19 protein-coding genes are annotated in these 20,850 nt (G+C 73.3%); 10 read left to right on the top strand and 9 right to left on the bottom strand.

Going from position 1 to position 20,850, the window contains the following annotated elements:
- Positions 1-11: 11 nt before the first annotated feature.
- The 3 genes from ABT118_RS08715 to sigJ form a co-directional block, all read right to left on the bottom strand.
- Positions 12-3,197, bottom strand: a complete 3,186-nt coding sequence (locus tag ABT118_RS08715; RefSeq protein WP_350646017.1) for a glycine-rich protein — start codon at positions 3,195-3,197, stop codon at positions 12-14.
- A 253-nt stretch (positions 3,198-3,450) separates the two neighbouring features.
- Entirely contained in the window at positions 3,451-5,556 is a 2,106-nt protein-coding gene (locus tag ABT118_RS08710; RefSeq protein ID WP_350646016.1) for an MMPL family transporter, read from the bottom strand.
- Between the two features lie 29 nt (positions 5,557-5,585).
- Positions 5,586-6,545, bottom strand: coding sequence for an RNA polymerase sigma factor SigJ (gene sigJ, locus ABT118_RS08705; RefSeq protein ID WP_350646015.1), 960 nt, complete (start codon positions 6,543-6,545; stop codon positions 5,586-5,588).
- A 375-nt stretch (positions 6,546-6,920) separates the two neighbouring features.
- On the opposite strand from sigJ, the gene ABT118_RS08700 reads away from it, so the two are divergent.
- Positions 6,921-7,367, top strand: coding sequence for a DoxX family protein (locus ABT118_RS08700; protein ID WP_350646014.1), 447 nt, complete (start codon positions 6,921-6,923; stop codon positions 7,365-7,367).
- A 422-nt stretch (positions 7,368-7,789) separates the two neighbouring features.
- Here the strand turns inward: ABT118_RS08700 and ABT118_RS08695 are convergent, their stop codons facing one another.
- Positions 7,790-8,521, bottom strand: a complete 732-nt coding sequence (locus tag ABT118_RS08695) for a DUF7873 family protein (RefSeq protein ID WP_350646013.1) — start codon at positions 8,519-8,521, stop codon at positions 7,790-7,792.
- Positions 8,522-8,688: 167 nt separating this feature from the next.
- Between ABT118_RS08695 and ABT118_RS08690 the strand changes: the two genes are divergently transcribed.
- From ABT118_RS08690 to ABT118_RS08680, 3 genes are all read left to right on the top strand, one after another.
- Entirely contained in the window at positions 8,689-9,444 is a 756-nt protein-coding gene (locus ABT118_RS08690; protein WP_350646012.1) for an SDR family NAD(P)-dependent oxidoreductase, read from the top strand.
- 1 nt (position 9,445) lies between these two features.
- Positions 9,446-10,522, top strand: coding sequence for an S-adenosylmethionine:tRNA ribosyltransferase-isomerase (locus ABT118_RS08685; protein WP_350646011.1), 1,077 nt, complete (start codon positions 9,446-9,448; stop codon positions 10,520-10,522).
- A 105-nt stretch (positions 10,523-10,627) separates the two neighbouring features.
- Positions 10,628-11,323 (top strand): ribonuclease H family protein, encoded by a 696-nt coding sequence (locus ABT118_RS08680; RefSeq protein WP_350646010.1) that lies wholly within the window; start codon positions 10,628-10,630, stop codon positions 11,321-11,323.
- A gap of 21 nt (positions 11,324-11,344) precedes the next feature.
- On the opposite strand, the gene ABT118_RS08675 is transcribed toward ABT118_RS08680, so the two are convergent.
- Positions 11,345-13,327: a discoidin domain-containing protein gene (locus tag ABT118_RS08675; protein ID WP_350646009.1), complete on the bottom strand. Its 1,983-nt coding sequence runs from the start codon at positions 13,325-13,327 to the stop codon at positions 11,345-11,347.
- Between the two features lie 131 nt (positions 13,328-13,458).
- Positions 13,459-14,991: an MFS transporter gene (locus ABT118_RS08670; protein WP_350646008.1), complete on the bottom strand. Its 1,533-nt coding sequence runs from the start codon at positions 14,989-14,991 to the stop codon at positions 13,459-13,461.
- Between the two features lie 139 nt (positions 14,992-15,130).
- On the opposite strand from ABT118_RS08670, the gene ABT118_RS08665 reads away from it, so the two are divergent.
- Positions 15,131-16,138: an Lrp/AsnC family transcriptional regulator gene (locus ABT118_RS08665; protein WP_350646305.1), complete on the top strand. Its 1,008-nt coding sequence runs from the start codon at positions 15,131-15,133 to the stop codon at positions 16,136-16,138.
- A 4-nt stretch (positions 16,139-16,142) separates the two neighbouring features.
- On the opposite strand, the gene ABT118_RS08660 is transcribed toward ABT118_RS08665, so the two are convergent.
- Positions 16,143-16,838 carry a TetR/AcrR family transcriptional regulator C-terminal domain-containing protein gene (locus ABT118_RS08660; RefSeq protein WP_350646007.1) on the bottom strand — a complete coding sequence of 232 codons (696 nt, stop codon included), beginning with the start codon at positions 16,836-16,838 and terminating at the stop codon, positions 16,143-16,145.
- Positions 16,839-16,957: 119 nt separating this feature from the next.
- Between ABT118_RS08660 and ABT118_RS08655 the strand changes: the two genes are divergently transcribed.
- A complete protein-coding gene (locus ABT118_RS08655) occupies positions 16,958-17,674 on the top strand; it encodes a DUF4386 domain-containing protein (protein WP_350646006.1) in 717 nt (238 codons plus the stop codon).
- Here ABT118_RS08655 and ABT118_RS08650 read toward each other — a convergent pair.
- The gene (locus tag ABT118_RS08650) at positions 17,620-18,009 is read right to left on the bottom strand and encodes a hypothetical protein (RefSeq protein ID WP_350646005.1); all 390 of its coding nucleotides are present in this window, start codon (positions 18,007-18,009) and stop codon (positions 17,620-17,622) included. The two genes, ABT118_RS08655 and ABT118_RS08650, sit on opposite strands and share 55 nt — an antisense overlap.
- Positions 18,010-18,105: 96 nt before the next feature.
- On the opposite strand from ABT118_RS08650, the gene ABT118_RS08645 reads away from it, so the two are divergent.
- The 4 genes from ABT118_RS08645 to ABT118_RS08630 all read left to right on the top strand — a co-directional run bounded on the left by ABT118_RS08645 (position 18,106) and on the right by ABT118_RS08630 (position 20,286).
- The gene (locus ABT118_RS08645) at positions 18,106-18,564 is read left to right on the top strand and encodes a hypothetical protein (RefSeq protein WP_350646004.1); all 459 of its coding nucleotides are present in this window, start codon (positions 18,106-18,108) and stop codon (positions 18,562-18,564) included.
- A gap of 23 nt (positions 18,565-18,587) precedes the next feature.
- A complete protein-coding gene (locus tag ABT118_RS08640) occupies positions 18,588-18,998 on the top strand; it encodes a pentapeptide repeat-containing protein (protein WP_350646003.1) in 411 nt (136 codons plus the stop codon).
- Positions 18,999-19,152: 154 nt separating this feature from the next.
- Positions 19,153-19,866, top strand: a complete 714-nt coding sequence (locus tag ABT118_RS08635) for a carbon-nitrogen hydrolase family protein (RefSeq protein WP_350646002.1) — start codon at positions 19,153-19,155, stop codon at positions 19,864-19,866.
- A 189-nt stretch (positions 19,867-20,055) separates the two neighbouring features.
- Positions 20,056-20,286, top strand: a complete 231-nt coding sequence (locus ABT118_RS08630; protein WP_350646001.1) for a hypothetical protein — start codon at positions 20,056-20,058, stop codon at positions 20,284-20,286.
- A gap of 40 nt (positions 20,287-20,326) precedes the next feature.
- Here ABT118_RS08630 and ABT118_RS08625 read toward each other — a convergent pair whose 3' ends face one another.
- Positions 20,327-20,848 carry a DUF1877 family protein gene (locus ABT118_RS08625; RefSeq protein ID WP_350646000.1) on the bottom strand — a complete coding sequence of 174 codons (522 nt, stop codon included), beginning with the start codon at positions 20,846-20,848 and terminating at the stop codon, positions 20,327-20,329.
- Between the last annotated feature and the right edge of the window lie 2 nt (positions 20,849-20,850).

Genomic DNA, 20,850 nt, shown 5'->3' with positions numbered 1-20,850 from the left:
ACGGCCGGTGGTCACCGGCCGATGTAGGGGTTGTAGCTGATGGTCAGCTGCTGGCTGCCGGAGCCGGCGTTGTTGACCGCCGTCACGGGGAGGGTGCAGGTGTCGCGCTGGGCGAGGTACCAGCCGGGGGCCTCCTCCCCGGCGTGGCTCTCGATGGTGCCGTTGCGGGCCAGGGTGGCGCTGCCGTTGCCGTTGCCGGTGAGCGTGAAGTACCGCTCGCAGCCGCTCCACTCGCCGGAGCTGCCGGGGCCGCTGAGGAAGACGGCGTCGGTGGCACCGGGGTGGACGGCACTGGTGGGCCTGTTGGCGGTGAGGGTGAAACTCCCGGTGGCGGCGTCCTCGGCGGTCAGGGTGGCGGTGGCGGCGCTGGTGATGACCGGGCGGACGTCGCTCCAGCCGGAGGCCCAGGTCGCCTGGCCGGCGGCGGTGTAGGCGACCAGGTTGCCGTCGCCCTGCTGGGTGAGGCGGACGGTGCCGTTCGCCCGGCTGCCGTTCTCGGCCCAGAGCACCTGGTCGTTGCCGTCGTTGCCGTCGTGGTCGTTGTCCTTGCGGACCTGGAGCGTGCCGTCGGTGTCGAACACGGCGTACGCGCCGTTGTTGCCCCAGGTGTTGGTGGCCCAGACCGGGGTGGTTCCGGTGTAGGTGACCAGGTTGCCGTCGCCGTTGAGGACGGTCCGGTAGGGGCCTGCGGTGATCATGCCGCCGATGGCGAACCTCGTGCCCGGAGCGACGCTGTCGTTGGCCCAGCGCAGCCGGCCCGCTGCGTCGTCGATCCGCAGGGTGCCGGGGTCGGTGTACCTGAGCGTGGAGCCGGCGCCGCCGTTGGTGCCGGAGCCCCAGAGCCTGGTGCCGGTCGCGTCGGTGATCCTGAACTCGCCGTCCCCGGTGAAGGTGGCGGTGCGGTTCGCGCCGACGGTGCCGGACGCCCACAGGGGAGCACCGGGGTTGACGGCGCCGTTGTCGTCGAGTCGGTACGAGACGAGGTTCCCGTCCCCCTGCATGACCAGCCCGCTCATCCGGTTGCCCCGGTTGTCGAGGGTTCCGGTCCGGTAGACGGTGCCGACGGCGAGGGTGGTGCCGGCGGCGATCACGGCGTCGTGGTTCGGGAGGCCGGTGGGGTCGAGGTAGGGCAGGCCCGCGCCGGTGCCCGAATCCCAGGCGGTGACGCCGTTCCTGACGATCCGCAACGCTCCGGCGGGGGTGAACTGGAGCAGCGAGCCCGCCGCGTCGGCCACCCCCGTCCGGCGCAGACCGGTGCCGTCGGCCCGCCTGATCCGGAGGTTGCCGTCGGCGCCGAACTCCGCGCTCGCGCCGGGGTTGCCGACCGTGCCGGACGCCCAGGTGGCGGTCCCCGAGGCGGTGTAGACGACGAGGTTGCCGTCGGCCTGCATGATCAGCTTGCTGCCGCCGGTGACCGTCACGCCGTCCCCGGCGCGGAAGGTGACCGGGCCGGTCCAGATCTTCCCGGGGTGGGTGTAGGTGTAGGCCAGGGTGACGTAACCGTCGCCCTCGGCCGTGCTGTTGAGGCCGGTGGTGCTCGTTCCCGCGCCCTGGTTCCGGTAGACCGCGGGGTACAGGTCGTAACCCGAGAGGTACCGGCTCTCGCCGCCGTTGCCGCCGTTGTCGTTGCTGCCCGGCCAGCCGCCGTACCAGCCGCTGCCGCCACCGCCGCTGACGGTGCTGCTGTTCGCCGTGCCGCTGTCGCCGCCCGGGCCGTGCTGGTCGTTGCTGCCGCTGTGGATCAGGTCGCCGCCGTTGTACCCGTTGTGGACGTCGCCCGCGTCGGCGCCCTCGTTGTCGATCGAGGCGCCGCCGCCGCCACCGGCGGCGACCAGCAGGGCACCGATGGCGTTCCCGTTCCGGAGACCGACGAACGACCCGGCGCCGCCACCGCCGCCCTGGGTGTGCAGGAACTCGGCCGGGTCGCTCTGCCGGCAGAGCAGCGCGAAGTCGTTGGACCCCAGGCCGTAGCGGCCGCACACGTCGCCCGCCGGGTAGGACAGCGTTCCGTCGCCACCCGATCCGCCCGCGAAGGCACCCCGGCCTGCGCTGCTCGCCACCGCCTTGCGGCCGGGGCTGATCAGGAGCGCGGTGCCGGGAGTGACGTAGTACTCGGCGGCCGTCCGGCCGCCCTTGCCGCCGCTGCCCAGAGCTGCCGTGGCGTTGCCCGAGTAACTGCTGACCTGTCCGCCGTTCGCGCCGAACGCGTCGATGGACAACGACAGTTGCTGCCCGTCGGGGAGGGTTGGTGCGATCCACTCCCGGATGCCCTCGGCAGCCTGGTAGGTGCGCGTGCAGGTGACCCTGGTGCCGTTCGCGACGGTGGTGGTGTCGCCGGTGCGGCAGGGGTTGACGGGCTCGGCCGTGGGGTCGTAGCTGATGGTCACCAAGCCGTCGCGGCTCCCGGTCGGCGGCGTGAAGGTACCGCCGGCCGCCGTACCGCCCGGGTCGGAGCCGGCGGGTGCCGCGCCCACGCCGTTGGCGGAGCCGACGTGGCTGCTCCCGCCGCCCGCCCCGCCGCCGCGGGTGGTGGCCCCGGAATCGCCGCCGCCCCCGCCCCACCAGCCGCCGCCCCCGCCGGTGAACCCGCCTGCGGTGACCCGGGTGCCACCCTGCCCGAAGCTCCCGGCGCCCCCGCCGGGCCCGCTGCCGCCGGCGGTCTGGGTGGCGCCACCGCCGGAGCCCGACAGCAGGTTGCCGACACCGGCACCGCCCGCCGAACCGCCGCCCGCACCACCCGCGTACGTGCCGCTGCCCCCGCCCCCGCCGGCCACCAGGACCCGGCCGTCCAGGGCGTACTGCCCCTGCCCGCCGGCCACCCGTACGTCGGACGCGCCGCCGCCGCCCTGGGCGGCCGAACCGCGCGCACCGCCGTTCCAGCCGCCCGCACCGTCCTGGGCCGTGCCGCCGACGTTCACCTGCAGCCGCTGACCGGCCGTCAGCCCGGTCAGGGCCGCGTCCTGCCGTCCGCCGGGAGCCCCCTGCCCGGCACCGGCCGCGCCGCCCCCGTACGCACCGACGGCGGTGACGGTGGCGCTGGTGACGTAGGACGGGACGGTCCAGTACTGGCTGCCGCCGGTGAAGCCGAACGTACAGGTCACCAGCCTGGTGGTGGAGCTGTAGACGCACGCGTCGGCGGCGTGTGCCGTCCCCGGCACCAGGGCGGCCAGGCCGGAGGCGGCCAGCGCACCCGTCACCAGGGCGGCGAGACCGGGTCTCCTCCGGCGATGTCCCGTGCGGCGCTTCGGACCTGACGGACCGGCGGGTTCGGGAGATATGTTTCGCATGCGGGTGCTTCCTCGTATCCCGTGGTGCTGCGCGGCGCCTCTCGGCCGCTTCCCCGGGGCCGTACCCGTTTCGCGAACCCGGCAGTCGGGCGCACCCGCGAGAATGCGGCACGGCACCCGCCGCGCGCCCCCTCCCAGCGGGAGGGGGCGCGCGGCGGAGGGGTCAGCCGAGGGCGGGTTCGAGGTCGGGCCTGCTCGGGGCGGGGAGGGCCTCGTCGGGGCGGCGGAAGAGGGCGCCCGGCCACCACATCCAGCGGCCGACGTCCAGGGTGAGGGCGGTGACCAGGACGGAGCGGACCACGATGGTGTCCAGCAGGACGCCGAACGCCACCGCGAAGCCGAGTTCGGCGGCGAACACCAGGGGGAGTGAGGCCATCGCCGCGAAGGTGCCGGCCAGGACCAGGCCGGCCGAGGTGATGACGCCGCCGGTGGCGGTGAGGCCGGTGAGGGCGCCGCGGCGGGTGCCGTGCAGGACGGCGTCCTCGCGGACCCGGGTGACCAGGAAGATGTTGTAGTCGATGCCGAGGGCGACCAGGAAGACGAAGGTCAGCAGTGGGAAGGAGGCCTCCGCCCCGGCGAAGCCGAACACGTGGTTGAACACCAGGCTGCTCACGCCGATGGCCGCGCCGAAGGAGAGCACCACCGTCCCCATCAGCAGCAGCGGCGCGACGATCGCGCGCAGCAGCAGGGCGAGGATCAGGAAGACCACCAGCAGCACGATCGGGATGATCACCCGGGAGTCGCGGGCGGCGGCCGCCTGGGTGTCGATGCCGATCGCGGTGTTGCCGCCGACCTGGGCGTTCGCACCGTCGATCCGGTGCACCGCGGTGCGGGCCTGTTCGACGGTGCGGATCGCGGCCGCGCTGCTCGGAGTGTCCGTCAGTTCCCCGAGCAGCAGCGCCTCGCCGCCCTTGACCATCGGCGGCGACACGTTCGCGACGCCCGGGACGGCGGCCAGCGCGGCCCGTACCTGCTCCGCCCGGTCGGCCCTGGTGACGACGGCGACCGGGTCGCCCGAGCCGGCCGGGAAGTGCCGGGACTGGATCTCCTCGCCGACGGCCATCTGCGGCCGGCCGGTGAACTGGTCCTTGTTGGCGAGGCCGTCGGCCTTGAGCCCGAGCGCCCCGACCGCCATCACGGCGAGGGCGAGCGCGGTGCCGATCCAGACCAGCCGCGGCCGTCCGGAGACGGCGGTGCCGACTCGGGCCCAGAGGCCGGCCTCGGCCGGGGCGGCCGCTCCGTACGAGGGCTTGACGGGCCAGAAGATCCAGCGGCCGCAGGCCACCAGCAGAGCGGGCATCAGGGTGGTCATGGCGAGCAGCCCGACCAGGATGCCGACGGCGCAGGCCGGGCCGAGGCCCTTGGTGGAGTTGAGGGTGGCCAGCGAGAGCAGGGTCAGGCTGACCGCGACGGCGGCGGCGCTGGCGAAGATCGCGGGGCCGGAGCGGCGCAGCGCCTCGGCCATGGCCTGGTGCCGGTCCTCGTGCCGGGCCAACTCCTCGCGGTAGCGCGAGATGAGCAGCAGCGCGTAGTCGGTGGCGGCGCCGAACACGAGCACGGTCAGGATGAACCCGGTCTGCTTGTTGACGGTCAGTCCGGCGTTCTTCGCCAGCAGGTAGATCACCGCCTCCGAGGTGACCAGGGCGCCGCCCACGGTCAGCAGCGGCAGCAGCGGCAGCACCGGGCTGCGGTAGGTGAGCAGCAGGATCAGCACCACCACGATCGCGGTGATGGTGGTCAGGCTGCCGCCCCCGCTGAACGCCGAGATCGAGTCGGAGGCGTAGCCGGCCGGGCCGGTGACGTGGAAGCCGAGACCCCCGGCGTTCGCCGTGCCGACCTCGTTCAGGTCGGTGACGACCTTGCCGATCCCCTCCCAGCCGGTCCGGTCCTTGTGCACCTGGACGACGGTCTGGATGGCCTTGCCGTCCTGCGAGGCGACCGGGCCCTGGACCGGGCCCGCCACGTTCGCCATGCCGGTGAAGGCGGCCGCGTCGGCCCGGGCCTTGGCCAGGTCGGCCGGGGTGACGCCCTCGGGCCGGTCGTAGACCACGATCGCGGGCACGGTGTCACCCGGCAGGAACTGCTCGGCCCGGGCGACCACCTGGGTCGACTCCGAGTTGCCCGGCAGCCAGGCCGAGTTGTCGTTCTCCTCGACGCTGCCGAGCTGCCCGGCCAGCATCACGGCCGGGACCAGCAGGACCGCCCAGAGGGCGAGCACGACCCACTTGGAGACCCGGCCGCTGGGCCACGACACCAGTGTTCGCATCATGTTGACTTCCTCGGTGTTCGGACGGCGTGTCAGCCGACGTGGGAGAGCTTGTCCGGGTTGGCGACGGTGTAGATCCCGCACACCTGGCTGCCGTCCGGCGTGAGGTCCAGGACCATGACCGCGAACGGGGTGTCACCGGCGAACAGCACGGCCGCCGGGTCGCCGTTGACCCTGCGGTAGGAGACGCTGAGGCCTTCGCCGGAGCGGGGTGCGACGGCGGCGAACAGACTGGCGACCTTGTCCCGGCCGTGGAGCGGCCGCGGGCCGCCGGGGGCCTTGCCGCCGCCGTCGCCCCAGAGGGTCACCTCGGGCGCCAGGATCTCCAGCAGCGCGTCCAGGTCGCCGCCGAGCGCGGCGGCCAGGAACCGTTCGGTCACCTGCTGCCGGACGTGCGGCTCGGGCTCGAACCGGGGGCGGCGGGCGTGCACGTGCTCCCGGGCGCGGTGGGCGAGTTGGCGCACCGCCGCCGGAGTGCGGCCGAGGATCTCCGCGATCTCGGTGTGGGCGTAGCCGAACACCTCGTGCAGGACGAACACCCCGCGCTCCAGCGGCGTGAGGGTCTCCAGCACCACCAGCAGCGCCATCGACACCGACTCGGCGTGCACGGCCGCCTCGGCGGCGTCGCCGGCGGCGGGGACGTCGGCGAGCGGGCGCACCAGCGGTTCGGGCAGCCACGGACCGACGTACGTCTCCCGGCGGCGGCTGATGGTCGCCTGGTGGGCCAGGGCCCCGTTCACCGCGATCCGGACCAGGTAGGCGCGCGGGTGGCCGATCGGCTCCGCGTCCGCCGCCTCGTTCCTGGCCGCCCAGGACAGCCAGGTCTCCTGCAGTACGTCCTCGGTGTCCGCGACGGTGCCGAGCATGTTGTAGACGATGGAGAACAGCAGCTCGCGGTGGTCGCGGAAGACCTGGGTGGCGGTGCGGGGCGCCAAGTCCGGCGCGGCCCCGGGCACTCTGCCTTCCGGGGTGTCGGGCTGAGGATGGTGCATGGTGCTGCCTTCCGTCGCGGGTGCGTGCCGGTCATGAGAGCGATTCGGCACCCGAGAGTGTGACATCGGATCAGCAAATGTGATCCACATCTCAGGACGGGCGGCTCCGGCGGGTGGGCGGACACACCGGATGTGCAGTCAAGTTTGCTGTCCCATCGGCAAGTTGGCCCTCTTGCGCGCCAGGGCCCGCTGTTCCACCATGTCCCACAGGCCGTCAGGGACGCGTCAATCCTCACTCCCCGGGCCGGCCCGGCGCGGGCGGTCCGCCGCCGCGGCCCGTAGCGGGACGGGCCCGGCTGCACCCACCGCACGCCTTGGCTTCCGCCTGCTGCGGCTGCCGTCGCAGCGGTCTCCAACCCCCACTGGAGTCAGTCGATGTCCCTTCTCCCCCGCAGCACGGCCGATGCCGCCCGCCCCTACCTGGTGGGCGTGACCCGGATCGCGATCGGCCTGCTCTTCGCCTGCCACGGCGCGGCCTCCCTGTTCGGCGTCCTGGGCGGCAGCAAGGGCGGCGGTACGGTCGAGGCCCTGTCCTGGCCCGGCTGGTACGCCGCCGTGATCCAACTCGTCGGCGGCGCCCTGGTGCTGCTCGGCCTGGGCACCAGAACGGCCGCGGTGGTCTGCTCCGGCTCGATGGCGTACGCGTACTTCAGCGTGCACCAGGAGAACGCCCTGTTCCCGATCCAGAACGGCGGCGTCGCGTCGGCGCTGTACAGCTGGGCCTTCCTGCTGCTCGCCGCCACCGGCCCGGGCGCACTGGCGCTGGACGGCCTGCTGGCCCGCCGGTCGGCGGCCGTCCGGCGGGAGCCGGCCGCGGCCTGAACCGTCGCCGGGTGCCGAGGGTGCCGGTGAACGTGACGGGACCCGGGAGCGTATCCAGCCCCCGGGCCCCTGAGATGCCACCCATTTGCGCACACCGGCACGTTGAAGGGTGCGGATCATATTGAGACCGACGTGTTCTCCCGTTGAACTACCGTGCCACGTGAGAGGCACAGGCGGGACTTGAACCCGCATCCGTCGATGATCGTCCGCGCCCGGTCGATCCGGTGATCGGCGGCGAATACTGAGACTGGAGCGAGAATCTGAGATTCATGGGACTGCCTCTGCCTGCTTGGGCCACCCCGGCGCGTGTGGTGCCGGGGGAGGGAGTCGAACCCCCACTGTCATCCCGTGGTCAGCTTCAACATCAGTTTCAGCTTGCGCTCTTCAGCGCACCCCCCGCTCGAACGGGGGCGATCGTGGGGCTACCGGAACAGGTAGCCGAACACCGCGTCGCCGGACCGCTGGTCGGTGACCTCGGCGTTGTTGGCCTCCTCGCGGGCGAACTTGACGGCCTGCTGGAGCTTCTCCAGCCGCTCCGTCAGCTCGTTGACCCGCCGGGCCGGCAGCGCACCGGAGAACTTCACCGTGGTCCAGTAGCCGACCGGGATGTCCTCGTAGTACACCTCGACCTGGGCCGGGTGCTTCTCGGTCGCCTCGGCCTTCACGTGGTTGCGCGGCACCTTCTTGGTCCGGATGGTGCGCACCGCGTCGGTCTTCCAGGAGTCCGTCGACGGGTCCAGGTTCCACGACTCGGCGGCGTCCAGCACCGGCAGCTTCCGCACGAAGGTGTACAGGTCGGTGAGCTGCTTCTCCAGGAAGAGCAGGTACGGCACCGGGACCTGGGCCAGCAGGACGGTGCCGTCCACCACCACGTCCGCGGCGGCCGTCCGGTTCGCCCAGTCCTTGGTGGCGGTCACGTCGAACAGGCGGGTCAGCGTCGCAGCGGTGCTGCGCAGGATGTCCTCGGCCTTGACCTGCACCCGGGTGGACTCGGGCGGCAGCTGCTCGCCCTCCTCGTCCTTCGGCTGGTACGTCCGGGCGATGCCGGCCAGCAACGCGGGCTTCTGCAGGTCGTGGTGAGCCTGGGTCAGCTCCTGGAACGACTTGGACTTGACGCCTTTTTCGACGGCGATGATCTGGTTCAACTTGGGCACGTGCTGGAAGCTACCAGCGATCGCCCGAATGTTCGCCCGATTAAACGACCGCGCGGTGCCGGCGAACGTCCGGCACGACGCGGTCGGCAGCCCTAGGTCGAAGGGACGGGCGGGGGACCGGCGGTGGGCCGATCCGGGGCGGGGCGGGGCAGGACCAGAGTGGGGGCATGGACACCACTACTGCTCAGACCGCCGTCGGAACCGCGCCGCCCGGACCCGTCGCCGTGATCACCGGAGCCTCGCGGGGGCTCGGGCTGGAACTGGCCCGGGCCCTCGCCGAGGACGGCTGGCGGCTCGTGCTGACCGCCCGGGGCGCGGCCGAGCTGGCCGCTGCCGGGGACGGGCTGAAGGCCGTGACCGAGGTCGTCACGCTGGCCGGTTCGGTCGTGGACGACGACCACCGGGAGCGGCTGGCCGCAGCCGCCGAGGGGCTCGGCGGCGCCGCCCTGCTGGTGCACAACGCCAGCACGCTGACCGGCTACCCCCTAGACGGGGCGCCGCTGCCGGCCCTGGCGGACTTCCCTCTGCCCGGGCTGCTGGAGACCTTCGAGGTGAACGTGCTCGCCCCGATCGCCCTGACCCAGCTGCTGCTGCCCCAACTCCGGCGCCGCGGCGGCTCGGTCGTCGCAATCAGCTCGGACGCGGCCCGGGAGGCGTACCCCGGCTGGGGCGGCTACGGCGCCAGCAAGGCCGCGCTCGACCACGCCTCGGCCGTCCTGGCGGTGGAGGAGCCGGAGCTGCGGGTCTGGGCGGTCGATCCGGGCGACATGCGGACCGTGATGCACCAGGACGCCTTCCCGGGCGAGGACATCTCCGACCGCCCGCTGCCGACGGACACCGCCGTCCCCGGCATCCTCGCCCTGCTCGCCCGGCGGCCCGCCTCCGGGCGCTACCTGGCCGCCGCGCTGACGGAGGGTCACTGAGATGGCCGCGACACTGGAGACCGGTCCCGGCTCCCCGGAGTTCACCGTCCCTGCCGAACTGTCCGCCCGGGCCCCGGCGGAGGCGCGCGGGCTGTCCCGGGACGGCATCCGGATGCTGGTCGGCCACCGGGACCCCCTTGCCACCGAGCACCGCCGCTTCACCGACCTGCCGGAGGTGCTCGAACCGGGTGACCTGCTGGTGGTGAACAACTCCGCCACCCTGCCCGCCGCCCTCCCGGGCCGCCTCCCCGACGGCACCCCGGTCACCGTCCACCTCTCCTCCGCCCGGCCGGACCGGCGCGGCCACCACCTGGTCGAGCTGCGCCGCCCGACCGGCGGCGCAGCCGAGTACTTCCCGCCCGAGCTCTCACCCGCCCGGGCCGGGCTCGTGCTGGCCCTCCCGGCCGGCGGCCGGGCCGAACTGACGGTCGCCCACACGCCCCGGCTCTGGTACGCGCGGCTGTCCCTGCCGACGCCGACCGCCGCGTACCTGGCCGGGTACGGCAAGCCGATCCGGTACGGGTACGTGGACCAGGAGTGGCCGATCTCCGCCTACCAGACGGTCTTCGCGAGCGAGCCGGGCAGCAGCGAAATGCCCAGCGCAGCCCGGCCGTTCAGCGCCGAGGTGGTGGCCCGGCTGGCGGGCCGGGGCGTGCTGATCGCCCCGGTCACGCTGCACACCGGCGTCGCCTCGCCCGAGCTGCACGAGCCGCCCTACCCCGAGTGGTACCGGGTCCCGGCCCCGACGGCGGCCCTGGTCAACCACGTTAGGCAGCACGGCGGGAGGGTGATCGCGGTCGGCACCACCGCGGTCCGCGCCCTGGAGTCCGCCGCCGCCCCCGACGGCCGGCTCCGCCCCGCCGAGGGCTGGACCGATCTGGTGGTCACCCCGGCCCGGGGCGTCCGCAGCATCGACGGCCTGCTCACCGGCTGGCACGAACCGCAGGCTTCCCACCTGCACCTGCTCGAAGCCGTCGCAGGCCGCGAACTGCTCGACCGCTGCTACGCCGAGGCGCTCCAATCCCGTTACCTGTGGCACGAGTTCGGGGACGTCAACCTGCTGCTGGCCCACCGGTAGGAGAGCGCGGCACGCCCGCACGGACCGAGCCGATCCGCTCGGCCGACGCCCGGGGCGACGGCCGGGGTGTCGGGAGGGTGGGCCCGGACCTGGGATCATCGGGGTATGGGTGAACGACTGATTGCGGCATGTGACGGAGCGGCCAAGGGCAACCCGGGCCCGGCGGCCTGGGCCTTCGTGGTGGCGGACGGGGAGGGCAGGCCGCAGCGCTGGCAGGCCGGTCCGTTGGGCCACAGCACCAACAACGTGGGGGAGTTGACCGCGTTGGAGCAGCTGCTGACGGCCACCGACCCGGCCCTGCCGCTGGAGGTCCGGCTCGACAGCACGTACACCCGGGATGCGGCGACCAAGTGGCTGGCCGCCTGGAAGCGCAACGGCTGGAAGACCGCCGCCGGGAAGCCGGTGGCCAACCAGGAGCTGATCCAGCGGATCGACGCGCTGCTCACGGACCGGGACGTCACCTTCGTGTACGTGCCCGCGCACCAGGTGGACGGCGATCCGCTGAACGCCATCGCCGACCAGGCCGCCAGCGAGGCCGCGCGCACCCAGGAGGCGGCGGGCGGCACCGCCGACGACCTGCCGGAGCCCGCACCGGCCAGGGCGTCGGCCACCTGGAGCCCGCGCCGGGCCGCCGCCGCCCCGTCCGCCGCCGGCAGCGCCGGCAGCAGCCGGCCCGCCCGGACGCTGGCCGCCCGGTTCCCGGGGACGTGCCCGTGCGGGCGGTCCTACGGCAAGGGCGAGACGATCACCAAGGTCGGTTCGGGCTGGGGCCACCCGGGGTGCGTGCAGACGGCGGGCTGACCCCGCGTCAGTGCGGACCGGTCAGCTGCCGTACACCCGGAGGGCGGCCACCTGCCCGGCGGGCCAGCCGGTGTTGCCGGTGAAGGTGAGCCGGACGAAGCGGGCCGTGACGGTCGAGGGCAGCGTCAGCGTCGCGGTGTTGCCGGTGCCCGGGTCGAAGGTGCAGGCCGTCGCGGCCAGCACCTGGGTCGGCGCCCCGGCGTCGGCACCGGCCTGCACCGAGACCGTCTGGGTGCGGGCTCCCCAGGCGGGCGAGGGCGGCAGGGCGACGGCGATCCGCCGGACCCCGGCCGCCGTGCCGAGGTCGACCTGGATCCACTGCGGGAAGGCGTTGTTGGCGCTCTCCCAGTAGCTGTCGGGGTTGCCGTCGGTGGCGTTGCCCGAGCCGTAGACCTGGGTGTGGCTGCTCTCGCTGGTCGGCCGGTTCAGGGCCAGGTCGGTGGTCGGCGAAGTCCCGGTCGTCGTGGTGACGGTGAGCTGGTTCGAGGCGGCGGAGACGGAGCCGGCCGCGTCGAGGGCCTGGACGTCGAAGGTGTAGGCGGTCGAGGCGGCCAGGCCGGTGACGGTGTACGAGACGGCGTTGCCGGGCGCCGTGCCGACCACGGTCGGGCTGCCCCCGACCAGGCGGCGGACGCGGTAGCCGGTGACGGCGACGTTGTCGGCCGAGGCCGTCCAGGCCAGCGCGGCGGTGGTGTCGGTGACCGCGGTGGCGTGCAGGGCGCCGGGCGCGGTCGGGGGCACGGTGTCCCCGCCGCCGCCGACCACGGGCGGGGTCGGGCGGGTGGCGGTCAACGGGGTCTGGCCCTTGAGCATCCGGCCGCCGTCGCCGGTGAGCCGCAGGTAGTAGTCGGAGGAGCAGGCGGTGCCGTCCTCGTCCAGGGCGAGGAAACCCGAGCCGGTCGGCACCCAGGCCTGCGACTCGGCGGTCTTGGCGATCTGGTTGCCCTCGTTGTACTCGTCGAACATCGAGATGTAGGTGCTCTGCACCCCGGCCCGGCCCATGTTGTAGAACTGCCGCCACATGAAGTCGCCGTGCGCCCGCTGCCGGGCGGAGACGCCGCCGGGCAGGACGCATGGCTGGTAGTCGATGCCCCGGGCGGTGCACTCGGCGAGGTCCGGCACGGTGGCGACGTTGTAGAAGTTGTCGGCGTCGCCGACGTTGCCGATCCGGCCGACCAGCCAGGGCGAGAGCATGTCGAAGGCGTGGTAGACGTCCGCGAAGCCGGGCCGGGAGTCGCGGTCGCCGGTGCGCCACCAGGTCGGCACCCCGCCGATGACGTAACAGCCCTGCGCCTTGAACCAGTTGACCACGTCCAGGCAGGCCGCCGGGGTGAACGGCCGCTGGTTGTCGTTGAAGCCGAAGCCCCAGATGCACACCACCGGGCGGCCGTTCTGCCGGGCGTACGCGGCGGAGGCGGTGTGGGCCCGCATCTTGTCGGTCCAGTCGGCCTTGATCCCGGCCTGCATGTCGGTCCAGTCCGAGACGTCGTACATGACGTAGAACTTGACGCCCTTGGCCTCCGCCGCGCTGCGCACCTTGGCGGCCATCGCGTCCCGGGTGGGGCCCTCGCCGCCGGTGGGGTTGAAGCGCTGGAGGGCGGCCGTGTCGATGCCGTACTGCTTCATCCAGCCGAAGTGCACGTCGACGGTCTGCTGGGCGTAGGAGGAGAACAGCGTGGCGGGCTGTCCGTTGCCGAGGCTGCCGAAGGCGGTGCGGTAGGTGGCAGCGTAGTCCCGGACGTCGGGCCAGGCGACGATGCTGTTGTTGGTGGGCGAGGGAGTCTGGCCCCAGTTCTGCGCCCAGTGCCACCAGCCGTTGATCGGGGCGCCGTCGCCGGGGCAGGCGAACCAGCCCTGGTAGCCGACGGTCACCTTGCCGACCACGTCGCCCGGCCCGCTCGCCGAGGCGGGCCCGGCGAGCGGGCCCGCCTCGGCGAGTGCGACGGAGCCCGCCGCTCCCACCGCGACGGCGGCCTGGAGGAACACCCGGCGTGTGACACCCATCTGACGTCTCCTCTGATCGGTCCATCGGTCCATCGGCTCAGTCGGGGATCGTAATCAGCCCGACACCAGGCTGCAATAGACGAAGCAATCTGAGAAAAAACACGCCAGATCAATGCAAGAAGCGGTGAAGATCAGGCGTCGGCCAGTGCCGGCGCCGGGCTGCCCGGCCCGGCCACCCGCTCCGGCTGCGCCGCGCGGCGGACCAGCAGGAGCACCGCCAGTCCGCCGGCCAGGCCGAGCCCCGCCGACACCAGGAAGGTGTCGCGCAGCCCGGTCGCGAAGGCGGCGTGCACCAGCTGCTCCACCACCGCCCGCCGGCCGTCCCCGGTCTGCGCGATCACCGCGCCCGCCTGACCACCAGTCAGCGCGTCGGTCACCTGCCGGGCGTCGCCCGCTGCCCCGAGGCCGGCGCGCAGCTCCCGCAGCAGCCCGGCCTGGAAGACCGCGCCGAGCACGGCGATGCCGAGCGCGTTCCCCAGCTGGCGGGCGGTGTTCATCGCGCCGCCGGCCATCCCGCCCAGCGCCTGCGGCACGGCGGACATCGCCGCGGCGGCCATGGCGGGGGTGGCCAGGCCGACCCCGACGCCGGTCACCGCGAGCCCGGGCAGCAGGACCGGCCAGCTCGACCCGGGGCCGATCAGCGCCAGCAGCAGCGCACCGCCGCCGATCAGCAGCAGGCCGCCCCCGATGGTCCAGCGCGGCGAGGCCCCGTGCAGCCGGCGCCCGGCCAGCGCGGAGGTGAGGAAGGCGGTCGCGCTCATCGGCAGCATCGCCAGTCCGGCCGCCACCGGGCCGAGACCGCGCACCGACTGGAGCCAGAGCGAGGTGTAGACGAGGTAGGAGAACGCCGCGCCGGAGAGCAGCAGGCCGCCGATCAGCACCCCGGTGAAGGTGCGGTTGCGCAGCAGCTTCAGGTCCAGCATCGGCCGGCTGCTGCGCAGTTCGACCAGCAGGAAGGCCAGCAGGGAGACCGCGCTGAGGCCGAACAGGCCGAGCGTGGTGGCCGAGGTCCAGCCGTTCTCGGTGCCCCGGATCAGCGCGAAGGTCAGCGCCCCGGCCGCCACCGTGAAGGTGACCAGGCCGGGCAGGTCCAGGCCGCGGGCCTGCGGATTGCGCGACTCGCGGACCGAGCGCAGGGTGACCGCCACCGCGAGCACGCTGATCGGCAGGTTGATGAAGAAGATCCAGCGCCAGCCGAAGTGCTCGGTCAGCAGCCCGCCGACGATCGGACCTGCCGCGGCCGCCGCCCCGTTGACGGCGCCCCAGACGCCGAACGCGACGCCCCGGTCGCGGCCCTGGTAGGTGGTGCTGAGCAGTGCCATGGTGGTGGCGAACATGGCCGCGCCGCCGACCCCCTGGAGGCCCCGGAACAGGATCAACTGCCCGGCGCCGTCGGCCAGTCCGCAGGCGAGCGAGGCGGCGGCGAAGAGCAGCAGCCCGCCCAGGTAGACCCGGCGCCGTCCGAACCGGTCGGCCAGCGACCCGGCGCCCAGCAGCAGCGCGGCCAGCGCCAGCGCGTAGATGTCCAGCACCCACTGCAGGTCGGTGAAGGTGGTGTGCAGCCCGGTGGCCATGTCGGGCAGCGCCACGGTCACGATCGTGACGTCCACCAGCAGCATGAACGCCCCCAGGCTCACCGCGGTGAGCGGCAGCCACTTGCGCATCGGTCTCTCCCTGTCTCGGTCCGGCGCCGGTCCGTGTTCGGACGGCCCTCGGATGCCCCGAAGTTCCCATCGGCAGGCCCGTTGCACCTATTCAGTACCGGGTTTCCGGCGGATTCCGACACCACGGACCCCTGTCATGATGGATACCGTGACGGAAGCCGAGCTCGACGAACTGGACCACAGCCTGATCCAGGCCCTGATGGTGGACGGCCGGGCCCCCTTCAGCCGGCTCGCGGAGGTGCTGGGGGTCTCCGACCAGACGGTGATCCGGCGCTACCGGCGGATGCGCACGGCGGGCATCCTGCGGGTGGTGGGCCTGCCGCTGGGTCACCGGGTCGGCCTGGTGGAGTCCTGGCTGCGGCTGCAGTGCGCGCCGGACGCCGCCGTCGCGGTGGCCGGCGCACTCGCCCGCCGTCCGGACATCGCCTGGGTGACGCTCAACTCCGGCGGCACCGAGATCCAGTGCATCACCAAGGCCCGGACCAAGGAGGCGCACGACGAGCTGCTGCTGCGCCGGCTGCCGCACACCCGCCGGGTCACCGCCGTCGCCGCGCACAGCATCCTGCGGATGTTCACCGGCGGGCCGGGGCACTGGCGCGGCATCGACCGGCTGTCGGCCGATCAGGTGGCGGCACTGGAGGGTACGTTCGACATCGCACCCGGCGAACGCCTGCGGCTGGAGGACGCCGACCAGGCGATGCTCGCCGTACTGGCCCGGGAGGGCCGGGCCGGCTACCCCGAACTCGCCCGGGCCACCGGCCTGTCGGAGTCCACGGTGCGCCGGCGCCTGGACCAGCTGCGGCAGAGCGGCGCCTGCTTCTTCGACGTGGAGATCGAGCCCCGGCTGCTCGGGTTCGACGCCCAGGCCACCCTGATGCTGACGGTGAAGCCGGGCCGGCTCGCGGACGTCGGCGCCGCGTTGGCGGCCTGCACCGAGATCCCGTTCGCCGCCGCGATCACCGGCGCGGCCAACCTGGTGGCGATCGTCATCTGCCGGGACAACGACGCGCTGTACCACTTCCTGACCGAACGGATCGGCGCCATGCCCGGCGTACGGCATGTCGAGGTGGTGCCGCAGCTGCGCGCGGTGAAGCGGGCCGGGATGCTGATGGAGGGCACCCGCCTGGTCGACCCGCCGCAGGTCTGAGGGTTCAGCCGCCTGAGGTCCAACCCTGCCGGTGCAGGCGGTCGAAGCCGTCCAGCAGCAGGTCGAGGGCGAACTCGAACTCGAACTGGTCGTCACAGCCCCGGCCCACGACGGACCCCTGGTCGTGCGTCGCGCCCGCGGCCAGCTCGGCCACGTACGGGTAGCGCGCGGCCAGTTCGCGGAGCGCGGCCGGGGGGAGGGCCGGCGGGGTGGCCGGACCGGCGGAGTCGTCGAACAGCTCCTGGGTGAAGCCGAGCAGGCGGCTGCCCAGGGCGTGCATCACGTGGTGGGTGAGGTCGACCGAGAAGCCGCCGGAGCGGAAGATGCCGATCACCGCGTCCGTGTGCGCGAGCACGGCGGGCGTCGGGCGGGCCCGGGACTGGAGCACCTGAGCGGCCCAGGGGTGGCCCAGCAGCGCGCTGCGGGCGGCGAGGACGCGCTGGCGCACGGCGCTGCGCCAGTCGGTGCCCGGGGCCGGCGGGACGATCGCACCGACGATCAGGTCCAGCATGCCGTCCAGGAGTTGGTCCTTGTTGGCGACGTGCTTGTAGAGCGCCATCGGCACCACGCCCAGCTCCTGGGCGAGCCTGCGCATGCTGAGCGCCTCGATGCCGATCCCGTCGGCGAGCGCGACGGCGGCGCCGAGCACCCGGTCCCGGTTCAGCGGGGTCCGGCCGGTGGTCCCGGTCTGCTGGGCCATCTCTGTCTCCCTGGTGGTGGGCGGGCCGGTCGGCCCTTGACGAGTGTACGGCGTACGCCTACCTTGGGCGCAGCAGGTGTACGCCGTACACCTCGTACGTCTCGAAGGGGAGGAAGCCGATGGCTCCGCTGGGCTCCACCAGAAGAACCGCCGTGGTCACGGGAGTTCTGTTCCTGATCACCGAGGTCGCCGCGGTCGCCGGCCTGAGCCTGTACGGTCCGGTGCTGAAGGGCGGGGACTACGTGCTCGGCCCCGGCGCCGACGGCCGGGTGTTCCTGGGCGCGCTGTCCGAGATCGTGCTCGCCCTGGCCGTGGTCGGCACCGGCGTCGCGCTGTACCCGGTGGTCAAACGGCAGAACGGGGCGGCCGCGCTCGGCTACGTCTGCGGCCGCCTGCTCGAAGCGGCCGTCATCGCGGTCGGGATCGTGAGCGTGCTCGCGGTGGTGACCCTGCGGCGGGAGGGAGCGGCCGACGCCGGCGCGCTGGTGACGGTCGCTCAGGCCCTGGTGGCGGTGCACGACTGGACGTTCCTGCTCGGGCCGAACTTCTTCCTCGGCGCCAACACCCTGGTGCTGGCCTGGCTGATGCACCGCTCGAAGCTGGTGCCCCGCTCCATCGCCGTGCTGGGGCTGGTCGGGGGTGCGCTGATCTGCGCCTCCGCGACCGCCGTGCTGTTCGGGGTGTACGAGCAGGTCTCGGTGCCGGGGTCGCTCGCGGCGCTGCCGGTGTTCGCCTGGGAGGTGACGCTCGCGGTGCGGCTGATCGTCAGCGGGTTCGGCGCTCAGACCCGCTTGACGGTGAGCGCGAACGGATCTTCGGGCAGGAAGCAGCCGTAGTCCTGCAGCAGTTCGGCCTCGCCGAGGGTGAGGTGCTGCATCCGGCCCGCCGGGGAGAGCCCGTCCGGACGGTCCTGGAACCGGCGTCCGGGGAGCAGGCCGGGCGGGCCCGGCTCGTCGGCGGTCAACCCGCCGTGCCGCTCCACCAGGACGAAGGCGGCGTCCCGGACATCGCGGACGTTCTCGGCCAGCTCCTCCTCGGTGGCCTCGGGATAGAGCTCGCGAAACGCGGCCCGGGCCGCGGCCAGGAAGCGCTCCGGGTCGACGATCACCACGTCCTGCCGGGTCCGGAGACTGAGCGTCATGCCTGCTGCGGGGATCACCAGGTCGTCCACCGGTTCAAGGTACCGCCCCGGTCCGGCAGGTGGCAGGGTGGTGGGACCCCTGGCCCGGGTCGTGAGTATGGTCGTGCCGTCTCACGAGGGGGGAACATGGGAGTCCGGTTCAAGGTCGTGCTGCGCGGCGTGCTGTTCGGTGTACTGCCGGGGGCGGTGCCCGCGCTGGTGCTTGCCTGCTTCGGGTTGGCGAGCGGAGACGGCGGGCTGCTGAGCCGGCTCGGGACGGCGCTCGCGCTGGTCGCGTCGGGTGCGTCGGTGGGGTTCCTGCCCGGTACGGCGGTCGGGGTGGCGCTGGCGTTCTCGCCGCAGACGGTCTGGAACCGTCCGGCCCACGCGAGCGCGGTGGCGGGCGGTGCGGCGAGCGGCGTGATGCTGCTGGTGACCCTGTCGCTGGCCGTGGCCTCGGGCAGCGGCGTCTGGGCCGCGGCGGCTCTGGTCGGCACCCCGCTGTCGTTCCTGATCGGATGGTTCGTCAGCACGCCGGTCGCGGCGCCGCTGCGGAAGCAGTTCGAGGCGGCGGCCGAACCGGTGGCCGAACCGGTGGCCGGCTAGCGGTGTCCGGCCCGGGACGACCGGTGGCGCCGAGGGACTTCCTCGTCTCGCGCCGTCGGCACGCCACCGTCGAGCGGCAGTCCTTCGAGGGTGCGGACCTCGCTGCGGTGCGCGTGCAGCCGCTGTGGTTCACGCGCTGCACCTTCCGCGGGGCCGATCTCCGCCAAGCCACGCTCGACGGCTGCCACTTCAAGCTGTGCGACTTCCGCGACGCCGATCTGGGCGGCGCCTCCCTGCGGGGAGCCGGGCTGGCCGGCTGCGACCTGACCGGCGCCGACCTCCGGGCGGCGGACCTGACGGATGCCCGGCTCGGCCTGGTCCTCACCGGCACCCCGCCGTACGGCCGCACCGACGCCACCGGCGTCAGACTGGAGCACGCCGTGCTCCGGGGCCTCCGGCTCGACCAGGTGATCGGGTGGCCCCTGGCCGGGTAGCGGCCGGTGGGTGGCCGGCAGGTGCACGAGCGGCGCCAAGTCGGCTTCGGAGATCGCCACTTCACGGGCAGGCATCGACCGGGTCGGGTGCCCGTACTGCTGGTGAGGGGACCCGGGGTTTCCTGTGGCCCGGTTGGCGGCGATGATGTAGGCCATGATCGTTGCAGCCACCCAGTTCGCCCCGGTCGCCGGGGACATCGATGCCAACGTCCGTACCATCGCCGGGCTGATCCGGGCCGCCGGGGCCGACGGCGCCCGCATGGTCGTCTTCGCCGAGCTCGCCGTGACCGGCTACGAGCCGACGCTGATCCGGGACCTCCCCGACCTGGTCCTCACCGAGGACGACGCCCGCCTGGAACCCGTGCGGGAGGCGTGCCGCGCCGTCTCGGCGGCGGCGGTCGTCAATGCTCCCGTGCACACGGCGGAGGGTCGGCCCGCGGTCACCTCGCTCGTCATCGGTCCGGACGGCGGACTCCTCGCCCGCTACGACAAGCAGCACCTGTACGGCATCGAGCAGGAGGTCTTCGCAGCGGGCGCCCGGGACGGCCGCTTCGAGCTGGACGGCACCCGGTTCGCGCTGGCCACGTGCTACGACAACCGCTTCCCCGAACTCGCCGAGCGGGCCGCCGCCGACGGCTGCACGGTCTATCTGGCGAGCTCGGTGCTCTCCGCCGACAACGACTCGTTCGAGCAGGTCTATCCGGTGCGGGCCCGGGAGTTCGGCCTCCACGTGGTGCTCGGCAACGTCCTCGGCACCAACGAGGACGGCGTGGGCGGCGGCGCCGCCGGTGCCTGGGGCCCGGACGGCGGACGGACCGCCGACGCGGGCACCGAGACACCGGGCCACGTGCTCACCGAGGTCGGCTGAACCGGCGACGTACCCCCGCTCGCCGAGAACCGCCGGACCCTCCCGAGCCAACCCCGTCGGTGCGGAGCGGCGGGGGCCAGGTGGTCACCACCGGGGTGTCCGCCGTGCCGGCGGGGGTGCTGAGGGTGCTGGGCGGGTATCGGTAGGGGAACGGTTGGTGGGCCCGGTTGGCGAAGGGTGGGGGCGGACGTGGTCAGACGCATCCTCGGTATTGTGCTGGGGCTGGTGTTGGCGGGGATCGCCACGTTGTTGATGATCCAGGTCGCTCATCATCGCTATGTCTGGTCCTACTTCATCGCCTTGCCGTTGTACCTGGCGGCGGTGTTCTGCGCGGGCGCGCCGTTCTTCGAGGACGAGGACGGCCCGGGCGGCGGTGGGTCGGACTACAAGGGCGACGGCGGGGTCGGGCTCGGTCTTTGACAGCGTCCGCCGCCACGCGGCGTCGAGCGGAGGCGTTCGTTCAGGCCGACTCGAACTTGACCACCGCGTCGCCCGCTTCTGCGGCAGCGAGGAAGAACGTGCGGAGGGCGGCGAGGTCTTCGACCAGCGACTCCGCCCGGTCCGCGTCCCAGCGGCGGGCGAAGCCGGGCGTGTTCACCTCCAGGGCCAGGGCGCTGTCCTGGGTCCATACGCAGGTCTCGATGTCCAGGTCCCGCAGGAAGCGGGCGGCCTCCCGGACGCCGGGCGGATCGAGCACCCACAGCTCGGTGCCGACGAATCCGTACTCGGGGTGCTCCTCGCCCTCGGTCAGGAACTCGCCGCCGAAAACCGGCAGTTGAGCGGGGCCGGTCGCACTGCCGAAAGCGGTGAGGGCGCAGTGCATCAGGTAGCCGTTGCGCTCGACGCCCAGCACCAGGCCGGCCGCCCGGAGCGGGTCGAACTCCGGGTCGGACCAGTAGGGCACCAACGCCGCCAGTTCCCTGGGTGACCGCGCAGCCGGCACCTCGCCGGAGACCCGCCGCCAGAAGAAGTCCACGCTCACAC

The organism is Kitasatospora sp. NPDC002040 (assembly GCF_040296785.1).
In the GTDB taxonomy this organism is placed as follows: Bacteria; Actinomycetota; Actinomycetes; order Streptomycetales; family Streptomycetaceae; genus Kitasatospora.
Note: the sequence above shows the minus strand (reverse complement) of the source record. Positions and strands in the feature narration are given on the sequence as shown.